Annotated in this window: 14 protein-coding genes; 13 read left to right on the forward strand and 1 reads right to left on the reverse strand. The window is 64.1% G+C overall.

The features are described 5' to 3' along the window. Nucleotides 1–23 precede the first annotated feature (23 nt). On the reverse strand, nt 24–887 hold the full coding sequence (locus tag NLM33_RS11775) for a DUF1259 domain-containing protein (RefSeq protein ID WP_254105761.1): 864 nt from the start codon (nt 885–887) through the stop codon (nt 24–26). A 522-nt stretch (nt 888–1,409) separates the two neighbouring features. On the opposite strand from NLM33_RS11775, the gene NLM33_RS11780 reads away from it, so the two are divergent. The 13 genes from NLM33_RS11780 (at nt 1,410) to NLM33_RS11835 (ending at nt 13,466) form a co-directional block, all read left to right on the forward strand. Next, complete coding sequence (locus tag NLM33_RS11780; RefSeq protein WP_198031694.1) at nt 1,410–1,547, forward strand: hypothetical protein; 138 nt, start codon at nt 1,410–1,412, stop codon at nt 1,545–1,547. Nucleotides 1,548–1,786: 239 nt separating this feature from the next. Beyond that, nucleotides 1,787–3,073 carry an oxalate/formate MFS antiporter gene (gene oxlT, locus NLM33_RS11785; protein WP_254096207.1) on the forward strand — a complete coding sequence of 429 codons (1,287 nt, stop codon included), beginning with the start codon at nt 1,787–1,789 and terminating at the stop codon, nt 3,071–3,073. Nucleotides 3,074–3,332: 259 nt separating this feature from the next. Beyond that, the gene (oxlT, locus tag NLM33_RS11790; protein WP_254096208.1) at nt 3,333–4,655 is read left to right on the forward strand and encodes an oxalate/formate MFS antiporter; all 1,323 of its coding nucleotides are present in this window, start codon (nt 3,333–3,335) and stop codon (nt 4,653–4,655) included. 187 nt (nt 4,656–4,842) lie between these two features. Continuing rightward, the gene (locus NLM33_RS11795; protein ID WP_254096209.1) at nt 4,843–5,262 is read left to right on the forward strand and encodes a CBS domain-containing protein; all 420 of its coding nucleotides are present in this window, start codon (nt 4,843–4,845) and stop codon (nt 5,260–5,262) included. Between the two features lie 110 nt (nt 5,263–5,372). Further along, nucleotides 5,373–6,386: a 2-dehydropantoate 2-reductase gene (locus tag NLM33_RS11800; protein ID WP_254096210.1), complete on the forward strand. Its 1,014-nt coding sequence runs from the start codon at nt 5,373–5,375 to the stop codon at nt 6,384–6,386. Next, entirely contained in the window at nt 6,386–7,174 is a 789-nt protein-coding gene (locus NLM33_RS11805) for a fumarylacetoacetate hydrolase family protein (RefSeq protein ID WP_254096211.1), read from the forward strand. The genes NLM33_RS11800 and NLM33_RS11805 overlap by 1 nt, the downstream gene beginning before the upstream one ends. Before the next feature lie 190 nt (nt 7,175–7,364). Beyond that, nucleotides 7,365–7,493 (forward strand): hypothetical protein, encoded by a 129-nt coding sequence (locus tag NLM33_RS49245; protein ID WP_256570524.1) that lies wholly within the window; start codon nt 7,365–7,367, stop codon nt 7,491–7,493. Nucleotides 7,494–7,717: 224 nt separating this feature from the next. After that, nucleotides 7,718–7,909, forward strand: a complete 192-nt coding sequence (locus tag NLM33_RS11810) for a hypothetical protein (RefSeq protein ID WP_254096212.1) — start codon at nt 7,718–7,720, stop codon at nt 7,907–7,909. Nucleotides 7,910–7,986: 77 nt separating this feature from the next. Then, nucleotides 7,987–8,586 (forward strand): hypothetical protein, encoded by a 600-nt coding sequence (locus tag NLM33_RS11815; RefSeq protein WP_254096213.1) that lies wholly within the window; start codon nt 7,987–7,989, stop codon nt 8,584–8,586. Between the two features lie 134 nt (nt 8,587–8,720). Further along, nucleotides 8,721–9,431 (forward strand): hypothetical protein, encoded by a 711-nt coding sequence (locus NLM33_RS11820; protein ID WP_254096214.1) that lies wholly within the window; start codon nt 8,721–8,723, stop codon nt 9,429–9,431. A gap of 276 nt (nt 9,432–9,707) precedes the next feature. After that, nucleotides 9,708–10,703: a nitronate monooxygenase family protein gene (locus tag NLM33_RS11825; protein WP_254096215.1), complete on the forward strand. Its 996-nt coding sequence runs from the start codon at nt 9,708–9,710 to the stop codon at nt 10,701–10,703. A 245-nt stretch (nt 10,704–10,948) separates the two neighbouring features. Continuing rightward, complete coding sequence (locus tag NLM33_RS11830) at nt 10,949–11,917, forward strand: zinc-binding dehydrogenase (RefSeq protein WP_254096216.1); 969 nt, start codon at nt 10,949–10,951, stop codon at nt 11,915–11,917. A gap of 175 nt (nt 11,918–12,092) precedes the next feature. After that, nucleotides 12,093–13,466, forward strand: coding sequence for a cation-efflux pump (locus tag NLM33_RS11835; RefSeq protein WP_254096217.1), 1,374 nt, complete (start codon nt 12,093–12,095; stop codon nt 13,464–13,466). Nucleotides 13,467–13,571 lie beyond the last annotated feature (105 nt).

The following is a 13,571-nucleotide window of genomic DNA, read 5'->3' on the forward strand; positions in this document are numbered from 1 at the left end:
TTTCCCGTCTTGCGACCTGCGCCTCAGCTCTTCGTGCTTGCGGTCTTGTCGAGTGCGGCGCGCAGGCCCTTGGCGAGCTTGATCGCGTCGTCGTTGGCCCAGAAATGCATGAAGAACAGGCGCTGCTGCTCGTCCAGCATGTGGCTGTGCAGCGCCGTCACCTCGATGCCGTTCGTCTTGAGCGCCGCAATCACCGGGTTCACCTCCTCGCCCGTCAGGACGAAATCGCCGGTGATGGCGGCCTTGCCGTCGCCGGTCGGCTGGAAGTTGATGCCGGTCGCAACACCCAGCGGTCCGGCCGGATTGAGCGGCATGCCGCCTTCACTGATGGGATCGCGACGCGGCACGGTGAACGCGTAGACGCCACCATTGGCCTGTCCCTTGACGCCGATGATCTGATCGAGCTGCGCCGTATCAAGATCGACTGCGGGCTGAGGGCTCGACGGCGCCGCGACGGTGAGCGGCGTCTTGCTCTCGACGAGCGCATCGTGGATGGCCGCGGCGAGTCTGGCGGGATCGCCGTGTCCGGCGACATGCATGTAGAATGTTGCCGGGCTCGCGCGCAGCAAATGATTGTGCACGGCTGATATCTCGAGCCCGCCCGCGATCATCTTCGCCATCACCGGATTGATCTCGGATTCGAGCAGCACCAGATCGCCCATAATCATCGCGCCGCCATGCGCGGGCTTGAACGCGACCCAGCCGCCGAGCGCGAGCGCGGGCTTGATCGTCACGCCGTCGAGCGTCACGGCAAGATCGCTGCGCGGAAAGCCGTAACGATGCACGTCGCCGGCAACAGCCGGCTTTCGGCCCAGCGTGTCATCGACCTTTTGCCAGTCGACGTCCTGCGCCTGGGTGCGCGCGAGCGGAAATCCGCTGACCGCCATCAACAGCAGTGCCGCACAAGAGGTGATGGATTTGCGCATGATTGTTCTCCTGGTTGTGTCCTGCCCCAGGGCAACAGGCGCGGCTCTGCGGAGACGGCGCGCCCCAACATGCGCCGGCACGAACGTGCTGCCGGCAAGTCGAGATCGTTTGTCAGGTGAGATCGGAGGGTGTGCTGACATGCGGCGTCCTTGAGGAGTGAGGACGCGATTCTTGGGCATGTCGCCTCACGGGGAGATCGCACATCCCCGTCAGGCCAATAAAGACCCTGTCGCTCCACGGCGTCAACCGGAGTGGTGGCAATCGGGCCTCGAGATGGCTGCAGCGACGGAAAAGGCCCGGTTTGGCTCCGTTTTTCGCATCTTTATGCCCGCAACGGCCGCTTCAGGGAATGATTATGTTGCAATGCAGGATATCGAATGCTGCCATGCAAACAAAACGATTGTTTCTGGCATCTGGTATACATAAGTTTCCCTTCGAAGATGAGACAGCAGTACTGACCGTCTCGAGAAAGGGAACTTCCGATGTCCAAGTCCGCCGCCGTCGCGCTCCAGCCCTCCAGCTCTCTGATCAGCCGCCTCGTGGCCGCGATCGACCGCCTGTTGATGGCGAGCGCCGAGATCTCCATCCGCAACGGCGATCAGCCACGCTTCGGCCTTTGAAACCTTCAGCGCGTCGAATTGTCGCGCCGAGTCTAAATCTGCCGAATTGCTACTTTCGATGAATGGCCCCTCTCCGCGGGGCCATTTCTATTTGCGCATACGGCTCGTTACGCGACCTCGATTCAAGCAGGTTGCGGCATAAGCGCACGGCGAGCCGTCGGGCGCTTGATGCTTGGCATAATGAATACAAGAATGCCTCTACAGCGCTCACAAGAAAGAGAAGCGCCTCTGGAGGATTCATGACGGACATGGTGCAAGCAGCGGCGCCCACAGCGGCACGCGTCAGCGACACCTATCGCTGGGCTCAACTCGCGATCGGGGTCGCCGCGATGGTGATGATCGCGAACTACCAATACGGATGGACGTTCTTCGTCCCCGACATCCAGAAAACATTCGGCTGGGATCGCGCCTCGATCCAATGGGCCTTTACGTTATTCGTGCTGTTCGAAACCTGGCTCGTGCCGGTCGAGGGATGGTTCGTCGACAAATACGGTCCACGCATCGTCGTGCTCGTCGGCGGCGTGCTCTGCGCGATCGGCTGGGTGATCAACGCCCAGGCGACCACGCTCAACGGTTATTATCTCGGCATGATCATCGCGGGCATCGGCGCAGGCGCCGTCTACGGCACTTGCGTCGGCAATGCGCTGAAATGGTTTCCGGACAAGCGCGGTCTTGCCGCGGGCCTCACCGCGGCGGGCTTCGGCGCTGGCTCCGCGCTCACGGTCGCGCCGATCCAGGCAATGATCAAGGACAGCGGATTCCAGTCCACCTTCCTCTATTTCGGCCTCGGCCAAGGCATCATCATCTGCATTCTCGCCTTCTTCCTGTTCGCGCCAAAGCCGGGCCAGGTGCCGAGTGTGGTGCAGAATGCCGCGCTCGTGCAGAGCCGCCGCAACTATCAGCCGACCGAAGTGCTGCGCCAGCCGATCTTCTGGCTGATGTACTTCATGTTCATGATCGTCGGCGCCGGCGGCTTGATGGTGACGGCGAACCTCAAACCCATCGCGGTCGACTGGAAGGTCGACGCCATTCCGGTCACGCTCGTCGGCATGACCATGACGGCGGTGACGTTCGTAGCCACGATCGATCGTGTGCTCAACGGCCTGACGCGTCCGTTCTTCGGCTGGATCTCCGACATGATCGGCCGCGAGAACACGATGTTCATCGCCTTCGGCATGGAAGGCGTCGGCATCTGGATGCTCTACCTCTGGGGCCACGATCCCGTCTGGTTCGTGCTGCTGTCGGGCTTCGTGTTCTTCGCCTGGGGCGAGATCTACTCGCTGTTCCCCTCGACCTGCACCGACACGTTCGGCGCAAAGTTCGCGACCACAAATGCGGGTCTGCTCTACACTGCGAAGGGCACGGCGGCACTCCTTGTTCCCGTGGCCAACTATGTGCAGCAGACCTCGGGCCATTGGGACAATGTGTTCATCATCGCGGCCGGCGCCAATATCCTTGCCTCGCTGCTTGCGATCCTGGTGCTGAAACCCTGGCGCAAGACGGTGGTCGCGCAGGCGTCCGCCTAAGCCCTCATTTCTCAAATCTCGCGCACTGCGCCCGGCCCTTTGGGGCCGGGCGTTTCGTTTTTAGAGAATAGTTCAGACTTCGTATAATCCGAATGAACCAGCGCATTTTGCTGCGACGCACCGCAAGATAGGGCTTGCATTCTGGGATATGGTATACCAAGCTCCGCGCCGCGCTTGCGACCATACGCCACAATATTTGCGACACTCCGTCGTCTTGCCGACGCCGGGTAACAACAGGCAGCGCCTTGGGAGGTTGTTGATGATTTCCAGCACGGACGGCGCCGTCACGGCCGCGCCTCTTCGAAGTGGTTTCCGTTGGCTCCAGCTCGTGATGGGCATCGTCTGCATGGCGATGATCGCGAACCTGCAATATGGCTGGACGCTGTTCGTCGATCCGATCGACGCCAAGCATCACTGGGGTCGCGCCGCGATCCAGCTCGCCTTCACGATCTTCGTGGTGACCGAAACCTGGCTGGTGCCGATCGAGGCTTGGTTCGTCGACAAATACGGCCCGCGCATCGTGATCATGTTCGGCGGCGTGATGATCGCGCTGTCCTGGGTGCTCAACTCCTACGCTGACTCGCTCACCTTCCTCTACGCCGCTGCGGTCGTTGGCGGCATGGGCGCGGGCGCGGTGTACGGCACCTGCGTCGGCAACGCGCTGAAATGGTTCCCCGACCGTCGCGGCCTTGCCGCCGGCGCGACTGCCGCAGGCTTCGGCGCGGGCGCAGCGATCACCGTGGTGCCGATCGCCAGCATGATCGCCTCCAGCGGCTACCAGACCGCGTTCTTCACCTTCGGCATCGGCCAGGGCGTGATCGTCTTCGTGCTCGCCTTCTTCATCCAGCCGCCGTCGATCTTCGTGCCGCCGAGGAAGAAGAAGCTCAACCTGCCGCAGACCAAGATCGACTTCACGCCGCCGCAGGTGCTGCGCAGCCCCATTTTCTGGGTGATGTACGTGGTCTTCGTGATGGTCGCCTCCGGCGGCCTGATGACCGCGGCCCAGATCGCGCCGATCGCGCACGACTTCAACATCGCCAACACGCCGGTCACGCTTGCCGGCTTCCAGATGGCGGCGCTGACCTTCGCGATCTCGCTCGACCGCATCTTCGACGGTTTCGGTCGTCCGTTCTTCGGTTGGGTCTCCGACAATATCGGCCGCGAGCACACCATGTTCATCGCCTTCGGCACGGCCGCTCTGATGCTGCTGACGCTGTCGGCCTATGGCCACGTGCCTGTTGTCTTCGTGCTGGCGACGGCGGTGTACTTTGGCGTGTTCGGTGAGATCTACTCGCTGTTCCCCGCAACCTGCGGCGACACCTTCGGCTCGAAGTTCGCAACCACCAACAACGGCATGCTCTACACTGCGAAGGGTACCGCCTCGTTGCTGGTGCCGCTCGCAAGCGTGATCTCGGCGACCTATGGCTGGAAGTCGGTGTTCGTCATTGCAGTCGCGCTGAACGCGACGGCGGCACTGATGGCGGTGTTCGTGATCAAGCCGCTGCGGCGCTCCTTCATCCTCGGCAAGGAAGCGACCGCAACGGACACCGCAACGGGCAACGCCAAGACCGAGACGGCGTAGCAACAGCAAAAGCTTTCGCATCGACCAAAAGGGGCGCAGTATTGCGCCCCTTTCTTTTTGCCGGTTGGTGCATGCGAAACGTCAGCATTGCTGCCGCAAGATTTTTCGGATGTGCCAAATCCAACGCTTGACGATTGGCATAATGTATACCAGAATATCTTCACATCGTTTACCCAGGGAGGTTGCAATGCTGGTCGGAGACATTCTGCGCAAGAAGACGTCGCGCGTCGTGACCGTGCGTATGAACGAAACGGTGGGTATTGCCGCGAAGCTGATGCGCGCCAACAACATCAGCGCGCTGGTGGTCAAGGACGTCGTCCGGTCCGAGGGCAACACCGCGGTCGGCATGTTCACCGAGCGCGACGTGGTGCGCGCCGTCGCCGAGCACGGTGCAAACAGCGTCAACGTCAAGGTCTCCCAGCTCATCTCGGTGCAGCAGCTCGTCTCCTGCACCTCGAGCGACACGATCGAGCACGTGCGGCATCTGATGAACCGGCACCACATCCGGCACCTGCCTGTGATCGACGACTACAGCCTCGTCTCCGTCATCAGCATGCGCGACATCGCCGCCGCCGTCGACGAGATCACCACGCCGCACGCGGCCTGACGGGCTGAACTACTTCCCCTGCGACTTCCGGCCCCGGCTCGGACCATCCGAGCCGGCCTGGACCTTTCGTGCCCAAAATCCCGATTCAGCTCCCCCTCTGCGAGGATTTCATGAAGATCTGCATCTACGGCGCCGGCGCGATCGGCGGATATCTTGGAGTGCAGCTTAAGCGCGCCGGCGCCGACGTCAGCCTCGTTGCGCGCGGCCCTCACCTCGCCGCCATGCGCGAGCGCGGCCTCACACTGCTGATGGACGGAGAGGAGCACGTGGTGCATCCGCGCTGCACCGACAACGCGGCCGAGCTCGGCGTGCAGGACTATGTCATCGTCACGCTGAAGGCGCATTCGATCACCGGCGTGATCGAGAAGATGCAGCCGCTGCTGGGGCCGCGTACCCGCATCGTCACCGCGGTGAACGGCATCCCCTATTGGTACTTCTACAAGCACGGCGGAAGTTACGAGAACTCCACGCTCGAGAGCATCGATGCCGGAGGCCGGCAGTGGCGCGAGCTGGGTGCCGAGCGCGCCATCGGCTGCATCGTCTATCCCGCCACCGAGATCGAGGCGCCCGGCGTGATCCGCCACGTCTACGGCAACAATTTCCCGCTCGGCGAGCCCTCGGGCGAGATCACGCCCGACGTGCAGCGCCTTGCCGATCTCTTCGTCGCCGCCGGCATGAAGGCGCCGGTGCTCGACCGCATCCGCGACGAGATCTGGCTGAAACTCTGGGGCAATGTCTGCTTCAACCCGATCAGCGCGCTGACCCATGCAACTCTCGACGTGATCTGCACCGATCCTGCCACGCGTGCGCTGTCGCGCGCAGTCATGCTGGAGACGCAGGCGATCGCCGAGACCTTTGGCGTCAAGTTCCGGGTCGACGTCGAGCGCCGCATCGAGGGCGCCCGCAAGGTCGGCGCGCACAAGACCTCGATGCTCCAGGACCTCGAGCGCGGCCGACCGATGGAGATCGATCCGCTCGTCACCGTGGTCCAGGAGATGGGCCGCATGACCAGGATAGCCACGCCCGCGCTCGATTCCGTGCTCGCCATGGTCACTCAGCGCGCCCGGATCGCCGGCCTTTATGACGGCGTCACGGCGCCTGCCGAAACCAAGGCGGTGGCGTGATGAGCGCGGCCGGCCCGAACAAATGGCTCCGCTTCCGCAATAATGGCGCGACGGGATTCGGAACGCTCACGCCAAACGGCATCGCCGTGCATGACGGTGAGATGTTCGGCCGCAACGCACCGAATGGCAAAGTGCTGGCGCTCGACGCAGTGGAGCTGCTCGCGCCGTGCGCGCCGAGCAAGATCGTCGCGCTCTGGAACAATTTTCACGCGCTCGCCGCAAAGCTCAATCAGCCCGAGCCGCCGGAGCCGCTGTATCTGTTGAAGGCAACCACCAGCATCACAACGCCCGGCGCCGTGATCCGCCGCCCTTCCTCCTATGACGGCAAGACCACGTATGAAGGCGAGCTCGGCATCGTCATCGGCAGAACCTGCAGCCGCGTTTCGAAAGCCGAGGCCGACGCCTTCATCTTCGGCTACACCTGCGTCAACGACATCACCGCCAACGACATCCTCACCCGCGATCCGACTTTCGCGCAATGGGCCCGCGCCAAGGGCATCGACGACTACGGCCCGTTCGGCCCGGTGATCGTAACCGGCCTCGATCCAGCAAAGCTCGTCGTGCGTACCATCCTCAACGGCGCGGAGCGGCAGAACTATCCGATCTCCGACATGATCTTCACCGCGCAGGAGCTGGTCAGCAAGATCTCGCACGACATGACCCTGCTTCCGGGCGACCTCATTGCGGTGGGCACCTCCGTCGGCGTCGGCGTGATGAAGGAGCCCGTCAACACCGTGACCGTCGCAATCGACGGCATCGGCGAGCTGACCAACGAGTTTCGACTGTAGCTGATACGTCGAAGCCCGGATGAGCGACTTGTCCGCCGTAGCTCAAAGAGCGAAGGCGGAAGCGACATCCGGGAGACGGGACCTGACGGCGTCGAAAACGGTCAACGACCACACAGGGTGATTAGTCCAAACGGGCGACTGGATTGCACGCTCTCCGCGCCTAGCATGGAGCCAAGGCACGGAGATCAACGTGAACGTGTTTCGCGGCATCATGATCGGACTTCCCATCGCCATCGCGCTGTGGCTGCTTTTTGTCATGGGCGCCCTCTGCCTGTACGACCTGTTCGAGTCCGTCGGCACACAGGTGGCGGCGCTCTGATCGCGCGACCAGACGACTTTGGCCGACGCGAGATGGTTTGAGTTCCTGCGAAACCCATCCTGCGATCACCACGCGCATGTGACGTGTCGGGCACAGCAAACATATTCCTCCAACGCGCCGCGCGTTCGCCGCACTGTGGACGCATTCCGACGCCCATCTTCGACCGCTTGGGGAGCGCGGCAGGCTACGGCCGTGCTTTGTCTGATCTCAAAGGGGAACTACCAGTGAAGAAAATCGTGATTGCAGTGGGGGCAACGCTTGCCCTGGTGACGGCCGCGAGCGCTGCGGATCTACCGCACCGGCAGCCCGTCTATCCGCCGGCGCAGGCTCCGATCGGGAAGATGCCGATCGGCAAATCGCCAATTGGAAAGGCTCCGATCGGCAAGGCGCCCGGCCCGATCGTGTCGCGCTACTAAAGCCTCACGCGTCTCCAAAACTGCTTTTGTCGGCGGCTGAAAGGCGAAGCGTGGCAATCACACGTCTGAGATCGGGATTGCGTCTCCTCGCGGGATGCGCAGTCCTCTCGCTCGTTTGCACGATCCAGTCGGCTTCCGCCCATGAGGCGCGCAAGCGCATCGCTGACGCGAATGCGCTTGCGTCCCGTGACGCGCCTGCCCGGCCGAAGCCTGGTCAGGCAAAGGGCCCATACTACGTGGACTTCAGGGCAAGGACCGCGGCGAGCTGGGGACATGCCTTCGTCTGGTACGGCAAGACCAGCGAGCGTGCGGTCGAAGTCGCAGGCCTGACGCCCGCGGGCGACACGCTCACCTATATGCTCGGCCATGTCATTCCGGTCCCATCGGAGACCGGCGCGAGCTATGGCGATCTCGATCCGGAATATCTGACGGCGAGCTACCGCGTCTATCTGAACGAGGCCGACGCCAAGCGGGTGTTCGCCTACATCAGGAAATTGCAGGACTCCTCGCCGCTCTGGAACGCCGAGACCATGAACTGCACGGGCTTCATCGGCAACATCGCGGGCTACATGGGACTGAAGGTCCCCATGCGCTGGCAGCGCCCCGAGGAGTACGTCACCAAACTGAAGGAAATCAACGCCGGCCGCCAGATGGTCCAGCTCGCGCCGGAGCAGTAGCGCGCGTTCATACGGGGCGCGCGAAGCGCGAGCCCTGAATGACGCGCTTTCGGGTCTTGCGGCTCGAACCCGGACGCTTGACGGAGCGACAACATAGTCGCCGCTCACCGCAAGCACTTTATCGCGCCCCCTCCATGTCCTTCATCCTCGGCCTCCTCTCCGGTCTCCTCGGCGCGCTCGCCGGCTGGTCCGGCCTTGCCGCGCTGGTCGTGCTGCTGTCCGGCCCGGACCGCGATGGCGGCATCGCGATGGGCGCGTTCTTCAACATCGGACCCTTTGGTGGCCTCGTCGGATTCATCGCCGGCGTCTGGCTGTTCACGAGGTTCGGTCTCGTCCGCGAGAGCATGCCGTCGGCCGATGCGGCGGTACCGGGCGCGGCGAGCCGGACGCACATCTCATACCCCTTTGCCGTGACCATCGTGCTGATCGTAGCGGGCCTCGCCTATTGGGGCTGGTACGAGCTGATCCGCTCGCCCTACCTCACGCACGGCTTCATGACGCTCGAGCTGCAATTCCGCCTGCCGCCCGGCATGGCCTTGCCGGCTGACAAGGCCGACGTGCAGATCTATGTCGACGAAAACCACGGCTTCGCGCCCGTCACCTTGAGCGAGGGCTGGTACGGTCACGACGGCGATCGCAAGGTGATCCTCGCGACCGCAGCGCTGTCTTACAAGACGGGCCGGCGCGAGGTCATCCTGACTCTTCCCAACACGCCGACCGAGACTTGGCGGCTCGACCTCTCCCGCGATCCCGATCCCACGCAGGGCTATTCGCCATGGCGTCCCGGGATCGGTGGGTCGCCTGCGAAGATCGAGATGAATTTCCGCCTGAGTGCCGACAGGTGAAGCGCCGCGTAACCCGGATGGAGCGCAGCACAATCGGAAATGGCGGCATCCGGGCCGTTCATCCGTCGAGGCTCGCTGCGCGAGCGCCTCAGGATGACGGGTCTGGTACTTCGAACAAGATTATCCGCCACGCGGAATCGTCCCCCGCCTCTCGCATGATCGCCCTGCCCTGGCCGCACTTGCTGCGAATAGACTTTTGCCGGACCGGGCGGCATCCTGCCGCCGAAATCAATCGATAACAGGGCCAATCACGCGCCCGAGGAAACAGAGGGCACCATGCTGAAGACACGCTTCACCGAGCTGGTCGGGGTCGAGCATCCGATCGTCCAGGGCGGCATGCAGTGGGTGGGGCGCGCCGAGCTCGTGGCGGCGGTCGCGAACGCCGGCGCACTCGGCTTCATCACGGCGCTGACCCAGCCGACGCCGGAGGATCTGACACGCGAGATCGCGCGCTGCCGCGACCTCACCGACAAGCCGTTCGGCGTCAACCTCACCATCCTGCCCGCGATCAAGCCGCCGCCTTACGCCGAATACCGCGCTGCGATCATCGAAGCCGGCATCAAGGTGGTCGAGACCGCCGGCAACAAGCCGCAGGAGCATGTCGACGAATTCAGGAAGCACGGCGTCAAGGTCGTGCACAAATGCACCAGCGTCCGCCATGCCCTCTCGGCCGAGCGGATGGGCGTCGACGCCATCTCGATCGACGGCTTTGAGTGCGCCGGCCATCCCGGCGAGGACGACACGCCCGGCCTGATCCTGATCCCGGCCGCCGCCAACAAGGTCAATATCCCCATGATCGCCTCGGGCGGCTTTGCCGATGCGCGGGGCCTCGTGGCCGCGCTGGCACTCGGCGCCGACGGCATCAACATGGGCACCCGCTTCATGGCGACCAAAGAGAGCCCGATCCACCAGCTCATCAAGGAGAAGATCGTCGCCAATGACGAGCGCGAGACCGAGCTGATCTTCCGCACCATGCGCAACACCTCGCGCGTCGCCAGGAACGCGATCTCCACCAAGGTCGTCGCCATGGAGAAGGAAGGCGCCAGGTTCGAGGACATCCGCGAGCTGGTGGCGGGCGCCCGCGGCAAGATGGTCTATGCGTCGGGCAATTCGGACGAAGGCATCTGGTCGGCCGGCCAGGTGCAGGGCCTGATCCAGGACATCCCGAGCTGCGCCGAGCTCATCTTGCGCATCGTGCGCGAGGCGGAAGCCATCATCAGGAACCGGCTCGAAGGCATGATCGTTCAACCGGCGGCGCAGGCTGCGGAATAGGATCTGTGAGGATTTGAGCAACGCTGTCCCGGGCGCCGAAGGTGCTCTCCCTCTCCCCGTTCTTACGGGGAGAGGGTTGGGGTGAGGGGCTATCTCCGCGATGTCGGTGACAGAAAGACTCGCGGAAGCTCCCCCTCACCCGGATCGCATCTGGCGATGCGATCCGGCCTCTCCCCGCGTGCGGGGAGAGGCGAAGTGGCACCGCCGTCGCTTAAACAAGTGCATCAAGCGCGAGAGAGTAACACATGAAGGCCTACGTCTATGGCCCTAACGGGGCTGCGATTTCCGACGTTGCTCAACCAACGCCAAAAGGCACGCAGGTGCTGGTCCACGTCCGCGCCTGCGCGCTCAACCGCGCCGACACCGGCATGCGCAAGGGCCACGCCCATGGCGCATCCGGCGGGGTCGGCACCGTGCTCGGCATGGAATGGGCCGGTGAAGTCGCAGCCCTCGGGTCCGACGCGAAGGGGGTGAAGGTCGGCGACCGCATCATGGGCTCGGGCGCCGCTGCGTTCGCGGAGTACACGCTCGCCGATCACGGCCGCCTGTTCCGCGCCCCCTCGAACATGAACTTCGAGGAAGCCGCCACCCTGCCCGTCGCGCTTGCGACCATGCACAACGCCGTCGTCACGGTCGGCGGCGTGCAGCCGGGCCAATCCGTCCTGATCCAGGGCGCAAGCTCCGGCGTCGGCCTGATGGCGATGCAGATCGCCAAGCTCAAGGGCGCGAAGGTCGTGATCGGTTCGTCGACGGATGCCCATCGCCGCAGCCGGCTTACCGACTACGGCGCCGATCTCGCGATCGACTCCTCCGACCCCGGCTGGGTCGACCAGGTGCTGAAGGCAACCGGCGGCGAAGGCGTCGACCTCGTCGTCGACCAGGTCTCGGGCAAGGTCGCGAGCCAGAACCTTGCCGCCACCAGGGTGAAGGGCCGCATCGTCAATGTCGGCCGGCTCGGCGGCACCCATGCCGACTTCAATTTCGACCTGCACGCAGCACGCCGCATCAACTATATCGGCGTCACCTTCCGCACCCGCACCATCGAGGAGATCCGCGAGATTTTCGAGGAGGTTCGCAAGGACATCTGGAGTGCGGTGGAAGCCCGCAAGCTGCAGCTGCCGATCGACAAGGTGTTTGCCTTTGGCGACATCGATGAGGCGTTCGCGCACATGGAGGCCAACAAGCATCTCGGCAAGATCGTCGTGACGCTGTGAGGGGTGACCGTCATTCCGGGGCGCCCGAAGGGCGAGCCCGGAAGCTCGAGATTCCGGGTTCGATGCTTCGCATCGCCCCGGAATGACGGAGCCGGCATCGCTCCTGCAACTCAGTCGCGACTACACCTGTGGACCGCGGCTTGATGTTACGTCGCGGGCTGCTAAATCCCCGGCCATGACAGCACAGCACAGCAAGACATCGGTCGCCGCGATCTCCATCTTCGCCAGCGGCGGCATGGCGGCGGCCAAATTCGTGGTCGGGATCGCGATCGGCTCGCTGGCGCTGATCTCGGAGGCCCTGCATTCCTCGATCGACCTGGTCGCGACCATCATCACCTGGGCGGTGGTGCGGGTGTCCGACAAGCCTGCGGACGACGAGCATCATTACGGCCATGGCAAGCTCGAGAGCGTCTCCGCGCTCGGTGTCACCGCCCTGCTCTACGTGCTGGCCGGGGGCATCCTGGTCGAGGCCTATAGCCGCATCCGCGAGGGCTCGCCGCCCCCGACCATCTCGGCCGTGCCCTTCGTCGTGCTGGTGATCGACATCGTCGTCAATCTCTGGCGCGCCCGGGCGCTGCATCGCGCCGCGCGGGAGACGCGGAGCCAGGCGCTCGCGGCCGACGCGCTGCATTTTGCCTCCGACGTGCTGGGCTCGTTCGCCGTCATCGCCGGCCTCATCCTCGCCGCCCTCGGCTTCTGGTGGGGCGACGCCGCAGCGGCCGCCGCCGTCGCCGTGATGATCGCAGCTCTCGGCCTGCGCATGGCGGGCTCCACGGTGCAGACGCTGGTCGACCGCGCGCCGGTGGGCGCGCTGGAGAAGGCCACGGCCGTGATCAAAAGCGTGCCCGGCGTTCTCGACGTCGAGCGCCTTCGCGTGCGCATGGTCGGCGCGACCTATTTCATCGACACCATCGCAAAAGTACCGCGGACCTATCCGATCGACCGCGTCGAGGACATCAAGCGCAACGCTCAAGCCGCCGTCGCCAAGGCGTTCGGCGATGCCGACCTCACCTTCACCGCGGTCCCCGTGGCGCGCGACAACGAGACCGTGCGCGACCGCATCATGGTGATCGCGCGCAATTCGGGCCTTGCCATCCATCACGTCACCGTGCACGATCTCGGCGCCAAGCTCATCGTCGGCATCGATCTCGAGGTCGACGCCGGGATGCCGCTGATCGCCGCCCACGACGTCGCCAATACGCTGGAGCGCAACATCCAGGAGGAGTTCGGCGAGGATGTGGAAGTCGACGTCCATATCGAGCCGCTCCAGCCGGAGCTGCCGTTCGGCGTCGACGCGCCGGCGGAACGGGTGCAGGCCATTGCAGCCGCGCTGACCGGCTTTGCCGCTGATAGCGAGATCCACGACATCCATAATGTGCGCGTGCGCAACACCGATGCCGGCGAGATCGTCAACTTCCACTGCCGCGCCACGCCGTCGATGAGCGTGATCAAGGTGCATGAGCATGTCGACGAGATCGAGCGCGCGCTGCGGCGCGCCTTCCCGAGCGTGAAGCGCGTGATCAGTCACGCCGAGCCGCCGCGCGCATGAACAAGCGCGCGAAGAGTCACACGTTCCCGTTTCGGACTCCCCGCGCGCGCAAGATTGCGGACGATCGTCGCGCAAACTCTCCATTGGATAAGAATTATTTCGCGT

Source organism: Bradyrhizobium sp. CCGUVB1N3 (assembly GCF_024199925.1).
In the GTDB taxonomy this organism is placed as follows: Bacteria; Pseudomonadota; Alphaproteobacteria; order Rhizobiales; family Xanthobacteraceae; genus Bradyrhizobium.

What these genes read in the sequence shown, in the direction of transcription:
- NLM33_RS11775 (WP_254105761.1), bottom strand. Translation starts at nt 887, where the DNA reads ATGGCGGTCAGCGGATTTCCGCTCGCGCGCACCCAGGCGCAGGACGTC.
- NLM33_RS11780 (WP_198031694.1), top strand. Translation starts at nt 1,410, where the DNA reads ATGTCCAAGTCCGCCGCCGTCGCGCTCCAGCCCTCCAGCTCTCTGATC.
- oxlT (WP_254096207.1), top strand. Translation starts at nt 1,787, where the DNA reads ATGACGGACATGGTGCAAGCAGCGGCGCCCACAGCGGCACGCGTCAGC.
- oxlT (WP_254096208.1), top strand. Translation starts at nt 3,333, where the DNA reads ATGATTTCCAGCACGGACGGCGCCGTCACGGCCGCGCCTCTTCGAAGT.
- NLM33_RS11795 (WP_254096209.1), top strand. Translation starts at nt 4,843, where the DNA reads ATGCTGGTCGGAGACATTCTGCGCAAGAAGACGTCGCGCGTCGTGACC.
- NLM33_RS11800 (WP_254096210.1), top strand. Translation starts at nt 5,373, where the DNA reads ATGAAGATCTGCATCTACGGCGCCGGCGCGATCGGCGGATATCTTGGA.
- NLM33_RS11805 (WP_254096211.1), top strand. Translation starts at nt 6,386, where the DNA reads ATGAGCGCGGCCGGCCCGAACAAATGGCTCCGCTTCCGCAATAATGGC.
- NLM33_RS11820 (WP_254096214.1), top strand. Translation starts at nt 8,721, where the DNA reads ATGTCCTTCATCCTCGGCCTCCTCTCCGGTCTCCTCGGCGCGCTCGCC.
- NLM33_RS11825 (WP_254096215.1), top strand. Translation starts at nt 9,708, where the DNA reads ATGCTGAAGACACGCTTCACCGAGCTGGTCGGGGTCGAGCATCCGATC.
- NLM33_RS11830 (WP_254096216.1), top strand. Translation starts at nt 10,949, where the DNA reads ATGAAGGCCTACGTCTATGGCCCTAACGGGGCTGCGATTTCCGACGTT.
- NLM33_RS11835 (WP_254096217.1), top strand. Translation starts at nt 12,093, where the DNA reads ATGACAGCACAGCACAGCAAGACATCGGTCGCCGCGATCTCCATCTTC.